Genomic DNA, 22,262 nt, shown 5'->3' with positions numbered 1-22,262 from the left:
GGGGCTTGCCGTTGAATCGGAGAGGCGCCTTGTGCCACGGCCCGCCGTGGTAGGCTGAATTCCACTATTTTCCTGGCGAACCCATGGTTCAGTTCAATACCCGTGCCAATGAGATCCTGCTCAAGCTGGTCTATTACGGGCCAGGCCTGTCGGGAAAGACGACCAATCTGCAATCCCTGCACGCCATGTGCTCGGACCAGCAGCGCGGTGAAATGTTCTCCGTCAACACCCAGGAGGACCGCACCCTCTTCTTCGACCTGCTGCCCATCAATCTGGGCTACATCTACGGCAACGCCATCCACCTGCAGATCTACACGGTGCCGGGGCAGGTGCAGTACGACGCCAGCCGCCGCGTGGTGCTGGGCGGGGCCGATGGCGTGGTCTTCGTGGCGGATTCCAGCGAAGAGAAGATGCAGGACAACGTGGACTCGCTGTCGAACCTCTACCACAACCTCAACGCCAACCGCCTGAACATCAAGCAGATCCCCTTCGTCATCCAGTACAACAAGCGCGACCTTCCGGATGCCATGGCCGTGGGCGTCATGAACCGCCGGCTGAACTTCCGCAGCGTGCCCTACTTCGAATCCGTGGCCAACCGCGGCAACGGCGTGCTGGACACCTTCCTGTCCATCACCCGCGAGACCGTGGGCTACACCTTCAAGAAGTACCACCTGGACAAGAAGATCAAGGACTTCGACGAGATGCTGAACCTCATCGAGTCCAACGTGCGCTCCAGCATGCGGGAGCTCCCGCCGCCCCAGGACGCGCCCCTGGCCCCCGCCGTGGAGTCCACGGTCCTGCGCCACAGCAACGTCAGCGTGGCGGACCTGGTTCCGGGCAAGGTCGCCGACGCGCAGGAACTGCTGGAGGACGCCCTCAAGTCCAACATGGAGACGGCGCGGCTCTATTCCGAGCTGAAGCAGGCCAAGGACACGCTCGAGAAGAAGAATGAGGAGCTGAGCCAGCTCTACACCCAGCTGGATCGCGCGAACCAGGACAACCTCAAGACCCGGAAGTATCTGGAAGGCCTCGTGCAGAACATCGGCGAGGCGGTCATCTCGTATTCCCCGGACGGGAAGATCCTCACCTGGAACATGGCGGCGGAGCGCATCTTCGGCTACTCCCGCCCCGAGATCGTCGGGCGCAACATGGCCCAGCTGACGCCGGACAACCTGCTGGGTGAGCTGGACCAGGTGGCGCAGCAGATCGGCCGCGGGCAGGTGATCCGGGACATGGTCACCACGCGGCTCCGCAAGGGGGGCCTCGCGTTTCCGGCCCACATCACCTACGCGCCGGTCCGCGGGACCGAAGACCGGGTGCTGGCCTACTCCGCCCTCGTGCGCGACATGAGCGAGCAGAAGGACCTGGAGGACCGGCTCGTGCACTCGCAGAAGCACGAGGCCCTGGGCCGCCTGGTTCCGTCGCTGTTCCACGAAGTGGCCAACCGCCTCACCCCCGTGCTCCTGGAGTCGCGGCTGCTCGCCGAATCGGCCATGGATCCCCACCAGGCCGAGCAGGCCTCGCGGCTGGTGAAGGCGGTGGACTCCATCCAGACGCTGCTCCATCCCCTGCTGACCGTCCTCAATCCACCCAGCGCCAGGCCCCTGCCGGCGCAGCTGAACCTGCTGGTGCAGGAGTCGATCTCCCTGGTGGAGGCCAAGGCCCAGCGGATGGGCGTCTCCCTGGAGCTGAACCTGGATCCCGCGCTGCCCATGACCGCGGTGGATCCCGGGCTCATGGTGCAGGCGCTCACCAACCTCCTGCTGAACGGCCTGCAGGCCATGGCGCTCAGCCCCATGAAGCGGTTGCGGGTGGCGACCCGGACCAGCGGCGAGGCCCTGCAGGTGGTGGTCCAGGACACGGGCACGGCCCTCGGCGAGGCCCAGCAGGCGGGGCTGTTCGACGCGGCCAACGCCACGACCACCGAGGCGCTGGGCCTGCCCATCGCCGACATCATCGTCCGGCAGCACGGCGGCCGTCTCAGCACCCGCAGTCAGGAGGGCCTGGGAAACGCCTTCCTGCTCGAACTGCCCAGTGTGGTGCTGCCCCCGGCGTCACAGGTCCCCGCGCCTGCGGCCGCGCCCAGGGGACTCAAGGGGGCGCGCGCCCTCGTGGTGGACGACGAAGCCTTCCTTCTCGAGTGCCTCGTGGATGCCCTGGGCGCCTGGGGCCTGGAGGTCGCCTCCAGCACCCGGGGCGACGAGGCCATCCAGAGCCTCGAATCCGGCAGCTTCGATGTGATCGTGTCCGACATCCGGATGCCGGGCCTATCGGGCATGGATCTCTTCGAGTGGCTCAAGGCCCATCGGCCGGTCATGACGCAGCGGATCCTCTACACCACCGGGGATGCCTTCGACGCGAAGACCCGCGAATTCCTGGAGGCAAGCCAGGTGCCGTACCTGGGTAAGCCCTTCGATCTAAAGCAGCTCAAGCAAAGTCTTGAGCGACTGCTAGAGACTCCGGTCGAGGCGTGAGGTTGTCGCCTGCTGCATAATGGGGGCTTCCACCGCACCCTCACCGAGGAGTCCTTTATGCAGCGACGTTGGGCCATGGCCCTCATCCTAGCCTCGGGCCTCCTGGCCCAGACGCCACCCGCCGAACCGCCGCCAGCCCCGGCCCAGGTGCCCGCGCCCGAAGCGAAACCCGCCGAGGTGAACCCCGAGGTTCCCGCGGCCAAGCCCTTCGACCAGCTCCGCCCCACCCAGCGCAAGCTGGCCTACACCCTGCACCGGGCCGCCCTGGCCGCCCATGAGCTGGGCACCTACCGCAGCCACCCCCGGGCCATCGAGGTGCGGGAGACCCTCAAGGCGCTGGTGAATGCCAAGCTCGACATCCCCGAGAAGGCCTCGGCCGTCCTGCCGGCGGCGGAGGCGTACCTCGGGAAGCTGCGCGCCAACCACGGCCTCTACGATGCCGAGGGGAAGAAGCTCCTCCTCGAAGGCACCTGGAAGGATCTGCAGGCCGCGGCCCGCGCCGCTGCCAAGACCGGCCCCAAGGGCCTGGAACCCCGGCTGGCCAAGATCAAGGGCCTGCTCCTCGACCCCAAGGTCGACGCCGCCGCGCCCAGCTGGGCCGAGCCGGAGGCGCTCGCCAAGGGCAAGAAGGCCAAGGCTCCCAAGGGACCCAAGGCCCCCGAGGGCTTCTCGGAGCAGAAGGCCATCACCGCCCTGTGGGTGAAGCGGGCCAAGGCCTGGATCGAAGACACCCCGCAGGAAGTCGAGATCAACGGCGAGAAGAAGACCCGCCGCAAGGCCGACCCCGTGCAGACCAAGGCCCTGAACGACCTGGCGGCCTGGCTGGACAAGGACGACCTGGACCTGCTGCGCGATCCCGGCTTCGGCTGGCTGGATCTGCGCCGCCTGGGCGCCACGCCCGGCGCCACCCTGCTGGCCCGGGCCGGCGACATCGCGGCTTCCAAGAGCCCCGAGGGCCCCGTCGGTGAACTGGCCTTGCTGCCGGCCTTCGTGCCCGTCGTCGGAGACGCGAAGTTCGCCAAGGGCGAAGAGAAGCGGACCGAACTCGCCGAGGTGAAGCTGGGACCCGCCCCCGCCACCGCCGCCGACCAGTGCGCGGCCTTCGAGAAGCTGGGCTGCAGCCGCGACATCGACGTCAAATAGGTTCGGATCCATGCAGAAAACGGGGCGCATCGCGCCCCGTTTTCTGTCTGTTCCCGGGGCCCCGGAATCGGTTCAGAACCTGTAGGTCACCCCGGCCTGCAGGGAATTGGCGGAGGGATCCCAGGCGGTCTGATTGGCATAATGAGTGCGGACGAAGCGGAGCTCGGTCCCCACGGATCGGTTGAAGTTGTATCCGAATCCCGCGGCGTACCCGAATCGAGAGGAGGACTGGGTTCCCGATGTCGCCGGGGACGAGCCCACGGCCGGCGTCGTGGTGTCCACGGTCCAACGGTGGAGTCCCAGGCCTGCGGTCAGGTAGAGGCCGTCGGGCTTTCCACCGGGAAAGTAGAGATAGTCACCACCCAGGCTGAGGTCGTGGGCCTTGGTCTTGAAGCCGTTGAAGGCGCCCTCGGGAAAGAACACCGCGTCGAATCTCGGCCGGAGGACATGGCCCCCGCCAAGGTCGAAGGTGACATGGGCACCCAGCCCTGCTCCGGGCTTGTTGTCGACGGCGGTCTTCAGGTCTCCGTTGGGGAGGCTGGCATGGAGCTGGAGGCCAAATCTCGGCTCCTCCGCGCTGGCGGTAGCCGGGCCGAGGGCGAGCATGGCCGCAGACACGACGGCCAGCTGGATGTTGCGCGACATGGTGTCTCCTTGGGATGCCACTGGGTGCCAGTGGGGCATGGACAACCACCTGTGAGCCTACATCTCCAAAGGTTCACACCTTGTGGTTGTCAATGAAGCCTACTCCTCGCCCTTGCGCTGCTTCCCCTCGGGATCGAACTGGTAGCCCACGCTGCGGATGGTGTGGACCCACTTCGGGTGGTGCGGGTCGTCCTCCATCACGCGGCGGATGCGGACGATGAAGTTGTCCACGGTGCGGCTGGTGGGGTAGGCGTCCTCGCCCCAAACCTTGTCCAGGATGTCGGTGCGGCTCACCACCTGGCCCGGCCGCTCCATGAGCAGCTTCAGGATCATGGATTCCTTCACGCCCAGTTGGAAGGCGCCGCCGGGGCCCTCGCCGCAGAAATTGTCGAAGTCCACCCAGTAGGGGCCGAAGGGCTGCCGGCTGCTGATCTCGCGGCTCTTGTACCAGGACTCGCGGCGCAGGATGGCCCTCACCCGCAGCAGCAGCTCCCGCACCTGGAAGGGCTTGCCCAGGTAGTCGTCGGCCCCGGTCTCGAAGCCGTGGACGCGGTCATCGTCGGTGTTCTTGGCCGTGAGGAAGAGGATGGGCGTGAAGTTCTTGGCCTCGCGCACCTTCTCGCAGATGGTGAAGCCGTCCATGCCGGGCAGCATCACGTCGAGGATCACCAGGTCGTAGGTCTCGGCCAGGATCTGCTTCAGGGCCTGGTCCCCACGGGGGATCCAGGTGCAGGCGAGCCCTTCCAGCTCCAGGTTGAGCTTGATGCCCTCGGCGAGGCTGAGCTCGTCTTCCACCAGCAGGATCTTGGGCTCGGACATGGGGAGGACTCCGGGGATCTGTTGATCCTACTAGAATGGACCCTTCGGAGCGCCCATGGACCCCTACCTCAGCATCGTCATCCCCATCTACAACGAGGAGGAGAATATCCCCACGCTGTGGGGGCGGCTGTCCCGGGTCATGGCGGAGCACTTCACCGATCCGGCCAGGCCCTGGGAGGTCATCTTCACGGATGACGGCAGCCGGGACCGCAGCCTGTCCATGCTCATCGACCTCGCCAAGACCGAGCCCCGGATCAAGATCGTGGAGTTCAACCGCAACTACGGCCAGCACAGCGCCATCTTCGGCGCCTTCGCCGAGGTGCAGGGGCAGATCGTGGTGACCCTCGATGCCGACCTGCAGAACCCGCCCGAGGAGATCCCCAAGCTGGTGGCCAAGGTGGAGGAGGGCTTCGACGTGGTGGGCGGCTGGCGCCAGGGCCGCCAGGAGAACGACAGCTTCTTCCGCACCATGCCCAGCAAGATCGTCAACGCGGTCACCCGCAAGACCACCGGCGTGAAGCTGCACGACTACGGCTGCATGCTGCGGGCCTACAGCCGCGAGGTGGTGAACGCCATGCTGCTCTGCAAGGAGCGTTCGAGCTTCATCCCCGCCCTGGCCAACAGCTTCGCCAAGCGCATCACGGAGGTGCCCGTGGCCCACGCCGAGCGGGCCGCCGGGGAGAGCAAGTACGGCCTCTGGAAGCTCATCAACCTCCAGTTCGACCTGCTCACCAGCTTCAGCCTCCTGCCCCTGCAGATGCTCAGCGTCTTCGGCGTCATCACCGCCGGCGTGGGCTTCCTGCTCTTCCTGGGCCTGGTGGTCTACCGCTTCCTGCATCCCGAGGGCACGGCCCAGGGCGTGTTCACGCTGTTCGCCATCCTCTTCTTCTTCGTGGGCTGCCAGTTCATCGCCTTCGGCCTGCTGGGCGAGTACATCGGCCGCATCTACCAGGAAGTGCGCGACCGGCCCCGCTACATGGTGAAGAAGATCCACCAGGCGAAGTGAACCAGGGCACAGCCGCCGCCTGACATGCTGGGGGCATGAGCGCTCCGGGCACGCGGTCCTTCGGTCCTTCCTTCACGGCGCTCTGGTGGTTCTACTTCCTGTCCTTCGTGGCAGGCTTCCTGCTCTTCCCGGTGGTGCCCCTCCACCTCCGGGACCTGGGCGCCGCCATCGCCGAAAGCGGGCGCTTCCAGTCGGCCTTCTGGCTCGGCTCGGGGCTGGGCTGCCTGGTCTCGGGGCCCCTGGGCGACCGCGTCGGCCAGCGCCCCCTGCTGAGCTGGGCCACCCTGGCCGCCGCGGGTTTCTTCGTGGCCTATGCCTTCCTGCCGGTGCGCTGGGCCTTCTTCCTGCTGGCGCCGCTCCACGGGCTGATGTGGTCCGCGCTAAGGACCGGAGCCCTGGCCTGGGTCGGGGGCTCGCTGATCCCGGAGCGCCGCGGGGAGGGTCTGGCCCTCTTCGGCATGGCGGCGCCCGCGGGCGTGGCCATCGGACCCCTGCTGGGGGTCTGGCTCTATCCGCGAGTGGGCTTCCAGGCCATCTGCCTGGCCTTTGCCGTCGTGCTCGCGGGCCTGTTCCTGGTGGTCCGCAACCTGCCCGGCGGGGAGCGGGTCAGCGCGGTCCAGCCCCGACGGGGCCTGGGCTGGCCTGATCCCTGGGTCTTCGGTCCCGCGCTGATCCTCTTCCTGCTCTGCCTGGGCGACGGGCCCATGGCGCCCTACTCCGCGCAGGAGGCCCGGGGCCTCGGCCTGTACTGGCCCTCGGCCTACCTCACCTGCTTCGCCATCGGCATGGTGGGCATGCGGCTGCTGCTGGGCCTGAGCGGCCGGCGGGTGTCGCCCGCCCGCCTGATCCCCTGGATGCTGGCCCTGGCCCTCCTGGGGAACCTGCTGCTGGGCGTGATGCCCGGCGGACAGACGCGGCACATCCTGTCGGGGCTGCTCTACGGCTCAGGCTTCGGCATGAGCCAGACCCTGATGTTCACCCACGTCATCGGGCGGGCGAAGGCCGACCGCCATGGCGCGGCGGTGGGCGCCCTCTACTTCGCCTTCGATGCGGGCATCGCCCTGGGCAGCCTGGGGCTCGGCTGGGTGATGCAGGCCGCCGGCTTCCGCTGGGGCTGGACCCTGGGGGCCCTGCTGGTGGTGCCCGCCATCCTGCTCAGCCTGCGGCTGAAGGAGCCGGAGACCGCTGTAGGCTGATCGTCCATTCGGAGACGCCGACCATGCCCTGGGATCCCGTCCAGTACCTGAGCTTCGATGCGGAGCGGCTGCGGCCCGCCCTGGACCTGCTGGCGCGCGTCCCGCTGGAGGCCCCGGAATCCGTGGTGGACCTGGGCTGCGGGCCCGGCCACGTCGCGCGGATCCTGCAGACCCGCTGGCCCGGGGCCCGCCTGACCGGCGTGGACGGCTCCCCGGAGATGCTGCAGCAGGCGGCCGGGGCCCTTCCCGGGGCCCGGTGGATCCTGGCGGATCTCGCGGATTGGCAGCCCGATCACCCTGTGGACCTCATCTACGCCAATGCCTCCCTGCACTGGCTGGATGGGCACGACGCGCTGTTCCCCCGCCTGCTGACCTTCCTGAAGCCCGGCGGCTGCCTGGCGGTCCAGATGCCCCGCAACCACGGGCGGCCCTCCCACCTCGCAGCCTTCGAGGTGGCGGAGGCCGGTCCCTGGCGGGAGCGCCTCGGGCCCCTCCTCCGCAGGCAGCCCGTGGCGGAGCCGGAGGCCTATGTGCGCTGGCTCGAACCCTGGGCCCCGCACCTGGACGTCTGGCAGACCGACTACCTCCACCGCCTCGAGGGGCCGGATCCCGTGGCGGCCTGGACCCGGGGCAGCCTCCTCGTCCCGCTGATGGACGCCCTGCGTGATGAGGAGCGGGGCGCCTTCCTGGAGGCCTACCGGCAGCGCCTCCGCGAGGCCTATCCGATGGACGGGACGGGGCGGACGCCGTTCTGGTTCCAGCGGCTCTTCATCGTGGCGAAGCGGGAAACACCAGGGTGACCACCAGGCCTGTGCCCACGGCCGGATCCGAGAGCTGGACCTCGGCGCCCAGGGCCTGGGCCACCTCCTGGACGATGGACAGGCCCAGGCCGCAGCCCGGCGTGTCGTCGTCATGGAGGCGGCAGAAGCGCTCGAACACGCGGGCCCGGTCCTCCGGCGGGATGCCCGGCCCGTTGTCCTCCACGCGCAGGATCACCAGCTCCTCCATGCGCCGCACGGCCACGGTGACCACGCCCCCCGCGGGGGTGTAGCGCAGGGCGTTGTCCACCAGGTTCGCCACCAGCTCGTGGAGCATGGAGGAGGAGGCCAGAATCTCCACCCGGTCCGTCTGGAGGTCGAGGCCCAGGTCGATGTCCTTGGCCTGGGCCAGGGCCGCCTGCTCCTCCAGCACCCGCTGCACCAGGTCCACCAGGTTCACGGGCACCGGCGGGCGGGGATGCTGCACTCCGGCTTCCGCCGTGGATAGGCTCAGGAGCTGGTTCACCAGGCGGGTGCCGCTTCTCACGCCCTGGAAGATGGCCCTGAGGGCCTCGTCCTTCTGGCCGGGCTCGGGGCTGCGCAGGCCGAAGTTGACCTGGGTCTGCAGGACCGTGAACGGCGTGCGCAGCTGGTGCGAGGCGTTGGCGATGAAGCGGCTGCGCACCGCCATCTGGGCGTCGAGACGCTGGACGTAGCCATTGATGGCGCCCACCAGGGGCTGGAGTTCGTGGGGGACGGGACCTGGATCGAGGGGTTCGAGGGAACCCGGGGTGCGCTCGCGGACCTTGTCGCCCAGGCGCACGATGCCCTTGAGGCCCCGGCGCAGGGAAATCCAGGCGAGGACGGCCACCAGGGCCAACATCCAGGCCTCCTGGCGGAGGCTGGTGGCCCAGATCTGCCGGACCAGGCGCCGGTGGGCCTGGTAGGTCTGGGCGACCTCGATCACCACGGGGCCCTCGTCCGGGGCCGCGAAGACGGGCTGGGCGTAGGCCACCACGCGCACGGGCTGATCGCGCACCACGGCGCTGAAGTGGAGCGACTCCTCGGGCTTCAGGCTGCTGGGCGGCGGCGGCAGCTCGGCGTAACCCGACAGCAGGACCCCCCGGGCCGAGGCGATGCGGTAGAAGACCCGGTCCTGTTCGGTGGACTGGAACAGCTCCAGGGCGGCGGGCGGGATGGCGACCTCCAGCACGCCGTCCTCGTACTGGATCTGCTGCGCGATGATGCGGGCCGAGCCCAGCAGCAGGCGGTCCTGCACCACGGTGGCGGTGTTCAGGGCTTCCCGCCGCGCGAACCAGATGTTCAAAAGGGCCGAGGCCCCGAGAGGGACCAGCAGCCACAGCAGCAGGCGGGCCCGGAGGCTGGAGAACATCCTACTGCTCATAGCGGGGCTTCAGGAGGTAGCCGAGGCCCCGCAGGGTCACGATCACCGCGTCGCCGCCCTCCAGCTTCTTCCGCACCCGGTGGACGTAGATCTCGATGGCGTCGGGATTCACGTCCTCGTCGAAGGAGAAGAGGCTGTCGGCCAGGGCCTTCTTGCTCACGGTCTTGCCGGATTTCATGATCAGCATCTCCAGGACCGCATGCTCACGGGGCGTCAGGGCAAGTCCCGAGCCCGCCAGGGAGAACTCGCGGGAGTTGCTGTCATAGACCAGGGAGCCGCAGGTGAGGATGGGGTTCTTCTGCTGGTTGGCGCGGCGCAGGAGCGCCCGCATGCGGGCCTCCAGCTCATGCACCTCGAAGGGCTTGGCCATGTAGTCGTCGGCGCCGATGTCCAGGCCCTCCACCCGGTCCCGGGTGCCATCGTAGGCCGTGAGGATCAGCACCGGCACGGGGTTGTGGCGGCCCCGAAGGCGCTTCAGGACGTCGCGTCCGTCGAGGCCGGGCAGGGCAATGTCGAGGATGACCAGGTCATAGGTCTCGGTGCGCAGCAGCTGATCCGCGTCGCCGCCATCGTAGGCGCACTCCACCGTGTACTTGTCGGCCTGGAGCGTCCGCGCCAGCCACTCCGAGAGGGCGCGGTTGTCCTCGACGAGCAGGATCTTCATGGGGCGCGGGCTCCGGGTTGGCGTTCACTTGACGGCGTTGACGAATTCCAGGGTATAGGTGCTGCCCAGGTCGATGGTCTTCCCCTGGACGGATTTCTCGGTGCGGGTGAGCACCTTCAGGACGTGGGCCGGGCCGTTGGCGGGCATGCGGCCATCGGGGATGAAGATGGGCTTGCTGCGGGCGAGGGCCTTCACGTAGGTGGCCTTGTCGCCGGCGTAGAAGGAGGGTGGCACCTGGGCGGCGATTTCAGAGGCGGTGTGGGTCTGGATGTAGCGGAGGGCCTTCACCAGGGCGTTGACGAGTTTTTGCACCTCGGGTTTGTGCCGCTCCACCCAGGCCGTCTGCATGTAGAGGCAGGCCGCGGGGTAGGGTCCACCCAGGGCCCTGGCCGTGTCCTCGGGGGTGCGCAGGTCCACCAGCACCCGGGCCTGGCCGCTGTTGATCATCCGCGAGGCCGTGGGCTCCGTGGTCATGCCCGCCTGGATGGCGCCCTTGGTCATGGCGTCGATGAAGCTGTCCCCGGTGCCCACGGGCACGAAGGCCACCTGGTTCAGCTTCAGGCCCGCGGAGAGCACCAGGTAGCGGGACAGGAACTGGGTGGAGGAGCCGAGCCCCGTCACGCCCAGCGTGCTGTCCTTCAGGTCGGCCAGGGTGCGCACGGGCCCCTTCATCCGGGTGGAGACGAGCTCGACCTCGCCGGGCGCCTGGGCGAACTGGACCACGGAGATCACGGCCTTGCCCTTGGACTGCATGTAGATGGTGTGGTCGTAGAAGCCCACCACGCCCTGGACCGAGCCCACCAGCAGCACGTCCACGCCGTGGATCCCCGACCACTCGCTGCGCAGCTCGACGTCGAGCCCCTCCGCCGTGAAGTAGCCGAGCTGCTCGGCCAGCTTGACCGGCAGGTAGATGACCTTGTCGATGCCGCCCACCATCAGCGTGATGCGCTCGGCGGCGAAAGCCGGAAGCGTTCCCGTCACCAGGAACAAGGCGAGCATCGATGACGTGAACGCGCGCCTCATGGGACCTCCCGTCGAGCGGCCAACCCCAAGGATGGTCGAACCCGGGGCGCGCGGCGTTCCCGGCGTGACGGAAAGCACATCCGCTCGGGCTGAAAGGTGGCTGAAAGCTTGGCCGCCCAAGATTCCGGACTGTCACTTGCCACTCGTCCGTTCCTTTTCCCCGGGCCCTCCGGCCAGCCGCCACGCCCGGGCCACCCATCCCCCCATCTCCCTCAAGGAGCGTTATGAAGACCTCAGCCCTCGCAAGCCTGTCCGCCCTCCTGGTGGCCGGGTGCCTCCAGGCCCAGTCCCCCGACGTGCAGGCGGAACTCGCCAGGCAGAACGTCCGCATCGCCGAACTGGAGAAGAAGGCCGCCGCCAAGGCCGATACGGTTTCCAGCCTGGCCTTCCCCGAGTACCTGACCCCCTACGTCCTCATCGATCTGACCCTGCTTTCCAAGAGCAATGTCACCGCGGATGGCCGGTCGAAGATCGACATGGGCGAACCCTTCTTCAGCGGCAACCGCTGGGGGCTCAAGGGCTCGATCAAGACCAACGTCGAGGGGCTGAACGTCATCTACAAGCTGGAGAGCGAATACTTCCTCTTCGACGGCGAGCAGGGCAAGGCCAACGTCCTGTTCAACCGCGATGCCTGGATCGGCATCAGCGGCAAGCTCGGCAAGCTGACCTTCGGCCGCCAGAACACCCTGGCCCGCGATTTCGCGGTGATCTACTGCGATCCCTTCAACCACGCCGAAGTGAACTACGACGAGGGTGGCTGGACCAACAACTCCAACTTCAAGTCCCTGGTCTACTACGCCGGCGGCGTCAGCATCAGTCCCGTCAATGGCGGCCCCGCCCAGACCCGCCAGGACAAGGGCATCGTCTGGAAGTATGCCCCCGCCGACGGGTTCTGCTATGGCGCCTCCTACAACCTGAACTACGAGTCCAGCAACAACACCAAGAACTCCACCGCCTCGGTCGCCACGGGCTTCAACGCCCCGACCTGGCACATGTCCGCCTTCTACACCACCACCAACAACACCGGTGCCACCAACGCCACCGTCGTGCCCTTCAGCCAGACATCCATGTCCATCGGCGGCAACATCAACCTGACCAAGGCCCTGAAGATCAACGCCGGCTACTTCCACTACACTTCCGACCAGAACCCTGGCAAGCCGACCCGCACCGACAACGCCTACACCGTGTCCGGTTCCTACCAGTTCTCGCCCCAGTGGGCCGGGTTCCTGGGCTACCAGGTGATCAAGGTGGACAGCGCCGCCCTGGCCCTGAATGCCGCCGGTGTCTACACCATCCCCAACGCTTTTGCCTTTCCCAACACCTCGGGCACTGCCGCCTACGTCAACGGTGGCAAGAACGTCGCCTATGCCGCCTTCCGCAACTACCTGCGCAAGGGCATCGAGTTCTATGGCGTTTTCACCTACATGAAGCTGACGGACTCCTTTAAGCTGTCCACCGGCGTGCCCAAGGATTCCCAGACCGAAATGGGCCTCGGCCTGCGCATGTCCCTCTGATCTCCTTGACGGGATACCTTCATGACCACTCCTGATTCCAACAAATCCAACGGCTGGCAAGGGGCGAAGCCCATCCAGCTGCTGGTCACCCTCGCCGTAGGGTGTCTCCTTTATTTCGGCCTGCCGAAGGTCACCCAGGTCCCCGACGCGAAGTTCTTCACGGGCAGTGTCAGCGCCAAGGGCGCCGCCAAGCCGGCCGACAAGGCCAAGCCCGGCGACAAGGGCGCCAAGACCGAAGCCAAGCCCGCGAAGCCTGAGAGCAAGCCTGAAGCCAAGGTGGATGCCAAGGCCAAGGCCGAGCCCAAGGCCGCCAAGAAGCCCGCCCTGTCCGCCAAGGAGCAGATGCAGAAGGAGGCCGAGGAGGCCGCCAAGGCCAAGCTGGAGGCTGCCGCCAAGGTCAAGGCCGACGCCGAGGCCAAGGTGAAAGCCGAAGCGGATGCCAAGGCCAAGGCCGAATCCGAGAAGGTACGCCGGGAGGACTGGACCCGCGGCCTGCACCTCTTCGCCATCTTCGTGGCGACCATCCTGGGCATCATCCTGCGGCCCCTGCCCATGGGCGCCGTGGCCATCATCGGGGTCGCGCTCACGGCCATCACCGGCACCCTGCCGGTGGCAGACAGCCTCAGCGGCTTCGCCGAGAAGACTCTCTGGCTCATCATCGTGGCCTTCATGTTCGCCCGGGGCTTCATCAAGACCGGCCTCGGCACCCGCATCGCCTATTTCTTCATGAAGCTGCTGGGCAAGCGGACCCTGGGCCTGGCCTACGGTCTCGCCGCCACCGAGTTCGTGCTCGGCCCAGTGGTGCCCAGCAACACAGCCCGCACCGCCGGCATCATGATGCCGATCGTGCGCTCCCTGGCCCGGGCCTACGGCAGCAACCCCGAGGACGGCACCGCCCGCAAGATCGGCGCCTACCTGTTCATGGCCTGCTTCAACATCGACATCATCATCAGCGCCATGTTCCTCACGGCCATGGCCGCGAACCCCATGACCCAGAAGTTCGCGGCGGACTTCGGCATCACCATCACCTGGAACAGCTGGTTCGTGGCGGCCATCGTGCCGGGCCTCGTGGGCCTGCTGGTGATCCCCTACCTGCTCTACAAGCTCTACAAGCCGGAGATCACCGAGACGCCCGAAGCCGTCGAGATGGCCAAGGCGAAGCTGAAGGAGATGGGCAAGCCCTCCATGGCCGAGTGGCTGATGGTGGCGGTTTTCGCCTTCGTCCTGGTGTTGTGGGTGATCGGCGAGAAGTCCTTCGGCATCGACGGCACCACCGCCGCCCTGCTGGGCCTGGGCCTGCTGCTGCTCACGGGCGTGCTCAACTGGAAGGATGTGTTGGAAGAGCACAACGCCTGGGACGTGCTGATCTGGACCGGGGCCCTCATCATGATGGCGGGCTTCCTCAACAAGATCGGCATGATCCCCTGGTTCAGCAAAGTCATGGGCGCCGCCATGGCGGGCCACAGCTGGCACTTCGGTTTCCTGGTGCTCGCCCTGACCTACTTCTATGCCCACTACTTCTTCGCCAGCATGACCGCCCATGCGGGCGCCATGTATGCCGCCTTCCTGGGCGTGTCCATCGCCCTCGGAGCCCCGCCCATGCTGGCGGCCCTGGTGCTCTGCTTCTTCTCCAACCTGCATGCCAGCATGACCCACTACGGGACAGGACCGGCTGCCGCCATGTTCGGCATGGGCTACGTGCCCATCGGCACCTGGTGGCGACTGGGCTTCATCGTCAGCGTCGTCAACATCCTCATCTGGGTGCTGGTCGGCGGCGCCTGGTGGAAGTTCCTCCACCTCTGGTAGTCCTGCATATGCTCTAGCGGGGAGGCGTCCTTGGGCGCCTCCCCCTTTCCGCAAGGCGAGGCCAGCATGCAAGCAAGCGCCCTCAGCGGCATCCGGGTCCTGGAACTGGGTCAGCTCATCGCCGGCCCCTTCGCCGCGAAGACCCTGGGCGAGTTCGGCGCCGAGGTCATCAAGATCGAGCCGCCGGGCCTGGGCGATCCCCTGCGCAAGTGGCGTCTGCTGAAGGACGGCACCTCCGTCTGGTGGCAGGTCCAGTCGCGCAACAAGCAGTCCGTCGCCCTGGACCTCCGCAGACCCGAGGCCCAGGAGATCATCCGCGGCCTGGTGAAAGAGACGGACGTGCTCATCGAGAACTTCCGCCCCGGCACCCTCGAAGGCTGGGGTCTGGGCTGGGAGGAGCTCCACGCCCTCAACCCCGGGCTGATCATGCTGCGCATCTCAGGCTACGGGCAGACGGGGCCCTACCGCGACCGCTCGGGCTTCGGCGTCATCGGTGAGGCCATGGGCGGCCTGCGCTATCTCACGGCGGAGCCAGGCCGCACGCCCGTGCGGGTGGGCGTGTCCATGGGCGATTCCCTGGCGGCCCTGCACGGCGTCATCGGCGTGCTGCTGGCGCTCCGGCACCGCGAGGTGAACGGCGGCGAGGGCCAGGTCATCGACATCGCGCTCTACGAAGCGGTCTTCAACATGATGGAGAGCCTGCTGCCGGAGTACAGCGCCTTTGGCGTGGTGCGCGAGCCCTCGGGCAGCGCCCTGCCCGGCATCGCCCCCACCAACGCCTACCGCTGCGCGGATGGCGGCTTCGCGCTCATCGCGGGCAATGGCGACGGCATCTTCAAGCGCCTCATGGTGCGCATCGGCCGGAGCGACCTGGCCGAGGATCCGGGCCTGGCCAGCAACGAGGGCCGCGCGGCCCGGGCCGAGGAGCTGGATGCGGCCATCGGCGCCTGGTCCGCCACGCGGTCCCTGGACGAGGTGCTCGCCACGCTGGACGAGGCGCGGGTGCCCTCGGGCCGCATCTACAACGCGCGGGACATTTCGGAGGATCCCCACTTCCGCGCGCGGGACATGATCCTGGAGACCCGCCTGCCCGATGGCCAGGTCATCGAGGTTCCGGGCATCGTGCCCAAGCTGAGTCTCACGCCGGGGCGGGTCGGGGGGCCCGCTCCGGCCCTGGGGGCGGACACGGAGGCGGTGCTCAAGCGGGCCGGCGTCTCCGAGGCCGCCTTTGCCGAGCTGCGCGCCAAGGGCGTTCTTTGAGGAGGGATCCCATGACCGGTGCGGGACAGCGTCTGTTCATCCAGGAAGTCGGCACCCGGGACGGATTCCAGATCGAGGCCCGGTTCATCCCCACGGCCGACAAGATCGCCCTCATCGACACCCTGAGCCTCTGCGGCCTGGCCAAGATCGAGGTGACCTCCTTCACCTCGCCCAAGGCGATCCCGGCCCTGGCCGACGCCGACGAGGTGATGCGCAGCCTCCGCCGCCAGCCGGGCGTGGTCTACACGGCCCTGGTGCCGAACCTGCGCGGGGCCGAGCGGGCCATCGCCGCGGGCACCGATGAGCTGAACCTGGTGATGTCCGCCAGCGAGACCCACAACCTGCTGAACCTCCGCATGACCCGCGAGCAATCCCTGGCGCGGCTGCTGGAGGTGGTGGACCTGGCCCAGGGCGCCGGCGTGGCCCTGAACGTCTCCCTCTCCACCAGCTTCGGCTGCCCCATGGAGGGCGTGGTGCCCGAGGACGTGGTCCTGGGCCTCGCAGGGCGGTTCCTGGCCGCGGGCGTGGGCGGCATCACCCTCTGCGATACCACCGGCATGGCCCACCCGGGCCAAGTGGCCTCCCTCTGCCGGGCCTTCCGGACCCGCTTCCCCGGGGCCGGGGCCACCCTGCACCTGCACAACACCCGGGGCATGGGCCTGGCCAATGCCCTGGCCGGCCTGGGCGCGGGCATCGACCGCTTCGACGCCTCCCTGGGCGGCCTGGGCGGCTGCCCCTACGCGCCCGGCGCCACGGGGAACATCTGCACCGAGGACCTCGTCCACATGCTGCAGGCCATGGGCCTCGCCCTGGATGTGGACCTGGCGGGCCTGCTGATGGCCGCCCGCACCCTGCCCGGCATGGTGGGCCACGAGGTGCCAGGTCAGGTGCTGCGGGCCGGACGGAGCCTGGACCTGCATCCGGTGCCGGCCAGCCTGGAGGAGATCCGGGCCCGGGCCCTGGCCCAGACCCAGGCCTGATCAGCCGCCTTCGCCCTCGCCGGTCCAGCCTTCGCCATCCTCCTCCTGGGGCTTCTCGGGCACGCGGTAGCTTTCGCTGGCCCAGGCGCCGAGGTCGCGGGTCTGGCAGCGCTCCGAGCAGAAGGGCTTGAAGGGGTTCCCCTCCCAGGAAGTGGGGGTGCGGCAGGTGGGGCAGGGTCGAAGCGCCATGGTCTTCAGCATATCCGTAGCCATCAAGACATCAAGCAAGAAGAAAATATGAGTGATTTTTAGAAGATCATGTTGACAATCCTGCCCTAACCCTTATCCTCAAAAGCACCGGTCTGGGCGAGGCCCCGACTGGCCTCCAGGAGGAACGACATGGGCAAGATCATCGGCATTGACCTCGGCACCACCAACAGCTGCGTGGCCGTCATGGAAGGCGGCGTCCCCAAGGTGATCCCGAACCCCGAGGGCGCGAACACCACGCCCTCCGTGGTGGGCTTCAACCCCAAGACCAGCGAGCGGCTGGTGGGCACCTCCGCCAAGCGTCAGGCGGTGGCCCAGCCCAAGATCACCATCTATTCCATCAAGCGCTTCATGGGCCTGCCCTTCGCCGACTCGGACCGCGAGCAGAAGCTGGTGCCCTACACGGTGGAGCGCGCCGACAAGGGCGGCTGCGCCATCGACGTGCTGGGCAAGAAGCTCAGCCCCGAGGAGATCAGCGCGGCGGTCATCACCAAGATGAAGGAGGCCGCCGAGGCCTACCTGGGCGAGAAGGTCACGGAAGCCGTCATCACCGTGCCCGCCTACTTCAATGACGCCCAGCGCCAGGCCACCAAGGATGCCGGCGCCATCGCGGGTCTCGAGGTCAAGCGCATCGTCAACGAGCCCACGGCCGCGGCCCTGGCCTACGGCCTGGACAAGAAGAAGGACGGCACCATCGCGGTCTTCGACTTCGGCGGCGGCACTTTCGACATCAGCATCCTCGAAGTCTCCGAGGGCGTGGTCGAAGTGAAATCCACCAACGGCGACACCCACCTGGGCGGCGACAACATCGACCAGGCCATCATCGACTGGCTGGCGGACGAGTTCCAGAAGACCGAGGGCATCGATCTGCGCAAGCAGGCGGACGCCATGCAGCGCCTGAAGGAAGCGGCGGAAAAGGCCAAGATCGAGCTGTCCAGCACCACCCAGACGGACATCAGCCTGCCCTACATCACGGCGGATGCCAGCGGCCCCAAGCACATCAACCAGACCCTCAGCCGCGCCAAGTTCGAGCTGATGATCGAGCCCGTGCTGCAGAAGCTGAAGCAGCCCTGCGAGAACGCGGTGAAGGACGCCAAGCTGGCCCACCACGAGATCGACGAGGTGGTGATGGTGGGCGGCTCCACCCGCATCCCCAAGGTGCTGGAGATGGTGAAGCAGATCTTCGGCAAGGAGCCCAACCACAGCGTGAATCCTGATGAGGTCGTGGCCGTGGGCGCCGCCGTGCAGGCCGGCGTGCTGGCCGGTGACGTCAAGGGCGTGCTGCTCCTGGACGTGACGCCGCTCAGCTTGGGCATCAACGCCAACGGCGGCCAGATGAGCGTCATCATCCCCCGCAACACCACCATCCCCACCAAGCGCTCCGAGGTCTACACCACCGCCGTGGACAACCAGCCCGGTGTGGACATCGAGGTGTTCCAGGGCGAGCGCCCCGTGGTCGAGGGCAACAAGCTGCTGGGCCAGTTCCACCTGGGCAACATCGCGCCCGCCCCCCGCGGCATGCCCCAGATCGAGGTGGTCTTCGACATCGACGCCAACGGCATCGTGCACGTCACCGCCAAGGACAAGGGCACGGGCAAGGATGCCAGCATCACGCTGACGGGCAGCACCGGCCTCTCCAAGGAGGAGATCGAAGCCAAGGTGCGCGACGCCGAGGCCCACAAGGCCGAGGACGAGGACCGCAAGTCGATGCTGGAGGAGAAGAACCACCTCGACCAGATGGTCTACCAGGTGGAGAAGCTCCTGAAGGACAGCGGCGACAAGCTGCCCGAGGCGGACAAGAAGGAGGCCGAGGAGGCCATCGTCGAGGCCAAGGCCGCCCTGGCCAGCCTGGAGAAGGAGCGCATCAAGAAGGCCCTGGAGGCCCTCACCGCCAAGAGCCACAAGCTGGCCGAGAGCCTCTACAAGCAGGAGCCCCCCCAGGATGGCTCCACTCCCGGCGCGCCCGGCGCCCACCCCGGCGGCGAGAAGAAGGCCGACGACAACGTGATCGACGCGGAAGTCGTCAGTTAGGCTTCGCAGGAAATCGGGGAGCTTCCGGGCTCCCCATTTTTCTGCGCGAACGAAATCTTAGTGCCCTAGACTAAGACCATGGCCCACCCCGACTACTACAAGATCCTGGGCGTTTCGAAATCCGCCTCCGACGAGGACATCAAGAAGGCGTACCGCAAGCTGGCGCGGAAGCACCACCCGGATCTGAACCCGGGCGATGCCAAGGCCGAGGCCGAGTTCAAGAAGCTGTCCGAGGCCAACGACGTGCTGTCGGATGCCGAGAAGCGGAAGAACTACGACACCTACGGCGACCCCAGCGGACCCGGAACGCAGATCCCGCCGGGCTTCCAGCAGGGTGCGGGCTTCGGCTTCGAGGACATCTTCGCGGGCTTCGGGGGCCGACCCATGCGGCATGGCCCCGAGCGTGGCGAGGACCTGATCCACGCCGTGCGCCTGGGCTTCCGCGAGGCCTTCGAGGGCACCCGCCTCAACCTGCGCGTGAACCGCTCGGAGCCCTGTCTCACCTGCCGCGGCACGGGCGAATCCAGCCGCAAACAGGAGCAGTGCCGCACCTGCCAGGGCAAGGGCAAGGTGGGTGGCGGCTCCGGCTTCCTCTCCTTCGGCCGCACCTGTCCCGACTGCGGCGGCCGCGGCTCCAAGGCCCCGGCCTGTCCCGACTGCGGGGGCGCAGGCCGGCATGGCCGCCAGGAGACCGTCACCATCGCCATCCCGGCTGGCGTCGAGGACGGCGCCAAGCTGCGCGTCGCCGGCAAGGGCGAGGCGGGCCGCCGCGGCGGCGGGCCCGGCGACCTCTTCCTGCAGATCAGCATGGAGCAGGACGCGCGCTTCGAGCGCAAGGGCCCCAACCTCTACGTGAAGCTGCCCATCTCCTTCACGGAGGCGGCCCTGGGCGCCAAGGTGGACGTCCCGACGCCCGAGGGCCAGCAGACCATCAAGGTGCCGCCGGGGACGCAAACTGGCGCGAAGCTGCGGCTCAAGGGCCAGGGCATGCCCATCCCCCGGGGCAGCCAGCGGGGTGACCTCATCGCCGAGGTGGCCCTGGTGACGCCCGCCATCCAGGACGAGCGCAGCAAGGAGCTGCTGCGGGAGCTGGCGGAACTGAACGACGAAGATGTGCGCAAGCAGCGGGGTGCGAATCATGGCTAAGGATCCGAGACTGGGCGCCTACATGATCGGCGTGGTGTCCATGCGCTACGGCGTGCACCCCCAGACCCTGCGGCTCTACGAGCGGGAGGGCCTGCTCACGCCCAGCCGCACCGAAGGCAAGACCCGCCTCTACAGCGACGAGGACCTGGAGCGCCTGGAGTTCATTCTCAACCTCACCCGCGACCTGGGCGTGAACCTGGCCGGCGTGGAGGTGGTGCTGGGCATGCGGGATCGGCTGAACCTGCTGCAGGAGGACCTGGAGCGCCTGGCCCACGCCCTGGAGGCGGCCGGCCTGAAGGACGTGCCCCGGCCCACGTCGGCCACCGGTCTGGTGAAACTGACCCCCCACGGATTGCGCAAGCGCTGACATTTTTCGCACATGTCTCGGCGGCCGGGATCGCTTGCTATGCTGATCCTTCCCCTGGGAGTATCGTGCCCCTCCGGCATCTCGAAGAGCGCTCGCTCGACAAGTATTTCGACTCGATCCGCCACCTGCCCCTGCTCACCGCAGAGGAGGAACGGATCAACGGGCGTCTGTGGCAGAACGACCGCAATCCCGAAGGACTCCGCAAGCTGGTGGAGGGCAACCTGCGCTTCGTGGTCAAGGAGGCCCGCAAATTCGAGGGCATGGGCCTCGACCTGCTGGACCTCATCAGTGAGGGCAATCTGGGGCTGATCGAAGCCGCCAAGCGCTTCGATCCCGAGCGCCTGAACAAGTTCCTCACCTATGCGTCGTGGTGGGTGCGGCAGGCGATCTTCCACGCCCTGGCCGAGCACGGCAACAAGATCCGCCTGCCCCAGAAGGTGGCGGGCCACCTGGTGCAGCTCAACCGCGTGACCCAGAAGCTCAGCCAGTCCCTGGGCCGTCCGCCCATGCTGCAGGAGATCGCCCAGGCGGCGAACCTCAGCATCGAGGAGGTGGAGCGGCTGCAGGTGCTCCAGCAGACCACCTCCACCGTGTCCACCGAGCAGGGCCTCGGGGACTCCGACCTCACCGTGGGCGACAGCCTGGAGCAGGAGGTGGAGCCCTCCGCCATGCACACGCTGGACCAGGAGGCCTTCCTCGAGCAGATCGAGGCCAGCTTGGCCTCGCTGAGCGAGAAGGAACGCACCATCATCACGCTCCACTTCGGCATCGGCGGGGAGGATCCCCTCACCCTCGAACAGATCGGCAAGCGCTTCGACCCGCCCATCTCCCGCGAGCGCGTGCGGCAGCTGGAGGAGCGGGCCTTCGCGCGCATCCGCGAGCGCCGCCGCGAGGTGCTGGGCGGCTTCCTGCGCGGGGGGGATGGGCCATGAAGGGGCGTCCCGACTGCCCCCGCTGCCAGGGCAAGGGCCTGGTCTTTGATCCGGATCCGCAGAAGCCGGTGCTGGTCTGCGGCTGCACCGCGGAGCTGGCGCCGGATGCCGAGACCCTGGGCCTGCCCGCCCGCTACCGCGAGGCGGAGTTCCCCCGCTTCTGGAAGTGGTGGAACAACGCCCAGGCCAGCGGCGTGCGCGCCCTGCTGGACCGGGTGCCGGACCTGGAGGACCTGCTGGCCCGCCCCGTGGAGGAAGTCGGCGAGCTGGAGGGCCGCGAGGAGCTCGTGAAGCTGCTGGCGGCTCTGCGCAAACGCCCCGAGCACGGCATCCGGCCCGCGGGGGCCGAGGGGCTCCACCAGTGGGCCACCACGGGCAAGCACAAGTTCCGCCACGGCTGGGAGCTGTGGTGGATCCACGGCCCCGCCCAGAGTGGCCGCAGCACCCTGGCCGCGGCGGCCCTGCGGGCCTGGACCGAGCGCACGGGTCGGGGCGGCGCCTTCGTCTCCGTGCGCACGCTGAGCCAGGCCATCAAGGACGCCTACTACGACGTGCGCAGCTTCCAGAACCAGGCCTTCCAGAGCGTGCGCGACCTCATCGAGCCCCTGCAGGACCAGCCCCTCCTGGTGCTGGACGACTGGGACCGCATGGACTCCGACATCCGCATCGCCGCGGCCCTGGCCCAGCTGCTGGACCACCGCTACAGCGAGGAGCTGCCCACGCTGCTCACCGCCGCCTATCCGCCCGAGGCCATGGACCGCCGCGAGAACCACCCCCTGGTGCGCCTGGAGGACGGCAGCCTCTTCGAGCGCCTGCGGGGCGCCGAGCGGGTGGAGATGGTGCCTGCCCTGCGGCCCTGGATCGATCGCATCGAGCGCTCCTAGCC

At 67.9% G+C, this 22,262-nt stretch carries 20 protein-coding genes; 14 read left to right on the top strand and 6 right to left on the bottom strand.

Annotated features, from left to right (window positions below):
* Positions 1-83 precede the first annotated feature (83 nt).
* Positions 84-2,474, top strand: coding sequence for a PAS domain S-box protein (locus tag QOZ81_RS16330; RefSeq protein ID WP_291203745.1), 2,391 nt, complete (start codon positions 84-86; stop codon positions 2,472-2,474).
* Between the two features lie 57 nt (positions 2,475-2,531).
* Complete coding sequence (locus tag QOZ81_RS16325) at positions 2,532-3,617, top strand: hypothetical protein (protein ID WP_291203748.1); 1,086 nt, start codon at positions 2,532-2,534, stop codon at positions 3,615-3,617.
* A 72-nt stretch (positions 3,618-3,689) separates the two neighbouring features.
* Here the strand turns inward: QOZ81_RS16325 and QOZ81_RS16320 are convergent, their stop codons facing one another.
* Positions 3,690-4,262, bottom strand: coding sequence for an outer membrane beta-barrel protein (locus tag QOZ81_RS16320; protein ID WP_291203751.1), 573 nt, complete (start codon positions 4,260-4,262; stop codon positions 3,690-3,692).
* A gap of 99 nt (positions 4,263-4,361) precedes the next feature.
* The gene (locus tag QOZ81_RS16315) at positions 4,362-5,081 is read right to left on the bottom strand and encodes a response regulator transcription factor (RefSeq protein ID WP_291203753.1); all 720 of its coding nucleotides are present in this window, start codon (positions 5,079-5,081) and stop codon (positions 4,362-4,364) included.
* 55 nt (positions 5,082-5,136) lie between these two features.
* Here QOZ81_RS16315 and QOZ81_RS16310 point away from each other — a divergent pair, with 55 nt between their 5' ends.
* From QOZ81_RS16310 to QOZ81_RS16300, 3 genes are read left to right on the top strand one after another with little or no spacing between them, the layout of a single operon-like run.
* Complete coding sequence (locus QOZ81_RS16310) at positions 5,137-6,087, top strand: glycosyltransferase (protein WP_291203756.1); 951 nt, start codon at positions 5,137-5,139, stop codon at positions 6,085-6,087.
* 35 nt (positions 6,088-6,122) lie between these two features.
* On the top strand, positions 6,123-7,283 hold the full coding sequence (locus tag QOZ81_RS16305) for an MFS transporter (RefSeq protein ID WP_291203759.1): 1,161 nt from the start codon (positions 6,123-6,125) through the stop codon (positions 7,281-7,283).
* 23 nt (positions 7,284-7,306) lie between these two features.
* Positions 7,307-8,083, top strand: coding sequence for a methyltransferase domain-containing protein (locus QOZ81_RS16300; RefSeq protein WP_291203762.1), 777 nt, complete (start codon positions 7,307-7,309; stop codon positions 8,081-8,083).
* On the opposite strand, the gene QOZ81_RS16295 is transcribed toward QOZ81_RS16300, so the two are convergent.
* Genes QOZ81_RS16295 through QOZ81_RS16285 form a run of 3 tightly spaced genes read right to left on the bottom strand, consistent with a single transcriptional unit; the run spans position 8,052 to position 11,133 of the window.
* The gene (locus QOZ81_RS16295) at positions 8,052-9,434 is read right to left on the bottom strand and encodes a sensor histidine kinase (protein ID WP_291203765.1); all 1,383 of its coding nucleotides are present in this window, start codon (positions 9,432-9,434) and stop codon (positions 8,052-8,054) included. The genes QOZ81_RS16300 and QOZ81_RS16295 overlap by 32 nt on opposite strands.
* A 1-nt stretch (position 9,435) precedes the next feature.
* Complete coding sequence (locus tag QOZ81_RS16290; protein ID WP_291203768.1) at positions 9,436-10,110, bottom strand: response regulator; 675 nt, start codon at positions 10,108-10,110, stop codon at positions 9,436-9,438.
* Between the two features lie 24 nt (positions 10,111-10,134).
* Entirely contained in the window at positions 10,135-11,133 is a 999-nt protein-coding gene (locus tag QOZ81_RS16285) for an ABC transporter substrate-binding protein (protein ID WP_291203771.1), read from the bottom strand.
* A 224-nt stretch (positions 11,134-11,357) separates the two neighbouring features.
* Here QOZ81_RS16285 and QOZ81_RS16280 point away from each other — a divergent pair, with 224 nt between their 5' ends.
* From QOZ81_RS16280 to QOZ81_RS16265, 4 genes are all read left to right on the top strand, one after another.
* A complete protein-coding gene (locus QOZ81_RS16280) occupies positions 11,358-12,647 on the top strand; it encodes a porin (RefSeq protein WP_291203774.1) in 1,290 nt (429 codons plus the stop codon).
* Between the two features lie 21 nt (positions 12,648-12,668).
* Positions 12,669-14,453 carry an anion permease gene (locus QOZ81_RS16275; protein ID WP_291203777.1) on the top strand — a complete coding sequence of 595 codons (1,785 nt, stop codon included), beginning with the start codon at positions 12,669-12,671 and terminating at the stop codon, positions 14,451-14,453.
* A 66-nt stretch (positions 14,454-14,519) separates the two neighbouring features.
* Positions 14,520-15,713, top strand: coding sequence for a CaiB/BaiF CoA transferase family protein (locus QOZ81_RS16270; RefSeq protein ID WP_291203780.1), 1,194 nt, complete (start codon positions 14,520-14,522; stop codon positions 15,711-15,713).
* Positions 15,714-15,724: 11 nt separating this feature from the next.
* Positions 15,725-16,693, top strand: a complete 969-nt coding sequence (locus QOZ81_RS16265; protein ID WP_291203783.1) for a hydroxymethylglutaryl-CoA lyase — start codon at positions 15,725-15,727, stop codon at positions 16,691-16,693.
* On the opposite strand, the gene QOZ81_RS16260 is transcribed toward QOZ81_RS16265, so the two are convergent.
* The gene (locus QOZ81_RS16260) at positions 16,694-16,906 is read right to left on the bottom strand and encodes a DNA gyrase inhibitor YacG (RefSeq protein ID WP_291203786.1); all 213 of its coding nucleotides are present in this window, start codon (positions 16,904-16,906) and stop codon (positions 16,694-16,696) included.
* A 126-nt stretch (positions 16,907-17,032) separates the two neighbouring features.
* On the opposite strand from QOZ81_RS16260, the gene dnaK reads away from it, so the two are divergent.
* From dnaK to QOZ81_RS16235, 5 genes are all read left to right on the top strand, one after another.
* On the top strand, positions 17,033-18,931 hold the full coding sequence (gene dnaK / locus QOZ81_RS16255; RefSeq protein ID WP_291203790.1) for a molecular chaperone DnaK: 1,899 nt from the start codon (positions 17,033-17,035) through the stop codon (positions 18,929-18,931).
* 78 nt (positions 18,932-19,009) lie between these two features.
* Complete coding sequence (locus tag QOZ81_RS16250) at positions 19,010-20,077, top strand: J domain-containing protein (RefSeq protein WP_291203793.1); 1,068 nt, start codon at positions 19,010-19,012, stop codon at positions 20,075-20,077.
* Complete coding sequence (locus QOZ81_RS16245) at positions 20,070-20,444, top strand: MerR family transcriptional regulator (RefSeq protein WP_291203796.1); 375 nt, start codon at positions 20,070-20,072, stop codon at positions 20,442-20,444. The genes QOZ81_RS16250 and QOZ81_RS16245 overlap by 8 nt, the downstream gene beginning before the upstream one ends.
* A 65-nt stretch (positions 20,445-20,509) precedes the next feature.
* Positions 20,510-21,376: a sigma-70 family RNA polymerase sigma factor gene (locus QOZ81_RS16240; RefSeq protein ID WP_291203799.1), complete on the top strand. Its 867-nt coding sequence runs from the start codon at positions 20,510-20,512 to the stop codon at positions 21,374-21,376.
* Positions 21,373-22,260, top strand: coding sequence for a hypothetical protein (locus tag QOZ81_RS16235; RefSeq protein WP_291203802.1), 888 nt, complete (start codon positions 21,373-21,375; stop codon positions 22,258-22,260). The genes QOZ81_RS16240 and QOZ81_RS16235 overlap by 4 nt, the downstream gene beginning before the upstream one ends.
* The last annotated feature ends 2 nt before the right edge of the window (positions 22,261-22,262 follow it).

The organism is Geothrix sp. (genome assembly GCF_030219325.1).
In the GTDB taxonomy this organism is placed as follows: Bacteria; Acidobacteriota; Holophagae; order Holophagales; family Holophagaceae; genus Geothrix.
The sequence above is the reverse complement of the archived record's forward strand: the minus strand, read 5'-3'. Positions and strand labels throughout refer to the sequence as shown.

Excerpts from the sequence above, each read along its gene's own strand:
- QOZ81_RS16330 (WP_291203745.1), top strand. The coding sequence starts at position 84 with ATGGTTCAGTTCAATACCCGTGCCAATGAGATCCTGCTCAAGCTGGTC.
- QOZ81_RS16325 (WP_291203748.1), top strand. The coding sequence starts at position 2,532 with ATGCAGCGACGTTGGGCCATGGCCCTCATCCTAGCCTCGGGCCTCCTG.
- QOZ81_RS16320 (WP_291203751.1), bottom strand. The coding sequence starts at position 4,262 with ATGTCGCGCAACATCCAGCTGGCCGTCGTGTCTGCGGCCATGCTCGCC.
- QOZ81_RS16315 (WP_291203753.1), bottom strand. The coding sequence starts at position 5,081 with ATGTCCGAGCCCAAGATCCTGCTGGTGGAAGACGAGCTCAGCCTCGCC.
- QOZ81_RS16310 (WP_291203756.1), top strand. The coding sequence starts at position 5,137 with ATGGACCCCTACCTCAGCATCGTCATCCCCATCTACAACGAGGAGGAG.
- QOZ81_RS16305 (WP_291203759.1), top strand. The coding sequence starts at position 6,123 with ATGAGCGCTCCGGGCACGCGGTCCTTCGGTCCTTCCTTCACGGCGCTC.
- QOZ81_RS16300 (WP_291203762.1), top strand. The coding sequence starts at position 7,307 with ATGCCCTGGGATCCCGTCCAGTACCTGAGCTTCGATGCGGAGCGGCTG.
- QOZ81_RS16295 (WP_291203765.1), bottom strand. The coding sequence starts at position 9,434 with ATGTTCTCCAGCCTCCGGGCCCGCCTGCTGCTGTGGCTGCTGGTCCCT.
- QOZ81_RS16290 (WP_291203768.1), bottom strand. The coding sequence starts at position 10,110 with ATGAAGATCCTGCTCGTCGAGGACAACCGCGCCCTCTCGGAGTGGCTG.
- QOZ81_RS16285 (WP_291203771.1), bottom strand. The coding sequence starts at position 11,133 with ATGAGGCGCGCGTTCACGTCATCGATGCTCGCCTTGTTCCTGGTGACG.
- QOZ81_RS16280 (WP_291203774.1), top strand. The coding sequence starts at position 11,358 with ATGAAGACCTCAGCCCTCGCAAGCCTGTCCGCCCTCCTGGTGGCCGGG.
- QOZ81_RS16275 (WP_291203777.1), top strand. The coding sequence starts at position 12,669 with ATGACCACTCCTGATTCCAACAAATCCAACGGCTGGCAAGGGGCGAAG.
- QOZ81_RS16270 (WP_291203780.1), top strand. The coding sequence starts at position 14,520 with ATGCAAGCAAGCGCCCTCAGCGGCATCCGGGTCCTGGAACTGGGTCAG.
- QOZ81_RS16265 (WP_291203783.1), top strand. The coding sequence starts at position 15,725 with ATGACCGGTGCGGGACAGCGTCTGTTCATCCAGGAAGTCGGCACCCGG.
- QOZ81_RS16260 (WP_291203786.1), bottom strand. The coding sequence starts at position 16,906 with ATGGCTACGGATATGCTGAAGACCATGGCGCTTCGACCCTGCCCCACC.
- dnaK (WP_291203790.1), top strand. The coding sequence starts at position 17,033 with ATGGGCAAGATCATCGGCATTGACCTCGGCACCACCAACAGCTGCGTG.
- QOZ81_RS16250 (WP_291203793.1), top strand. The coding sequence starts at position 19,010 with ATGGCCCACCCCGACTACTACAAGATCCTGGGCGTTTCGAAATCCGCC.
- QOZ81_RS16245 (WP_291203796.1), top strand. The coding sequence starts at position 20,070 with ATGGCTAAGGATCCGAGACTGGGCGCCTACATGATCGGCGTGGTGTCC.
- QOZ81_RS16235 (WP_291203802.1), top strand. The coding sequence starts at position 21,373 with ATGAAGGGGCGTCCCGACTGCCCCCGCTGCCAGGGCAAGGGCCTGGTC.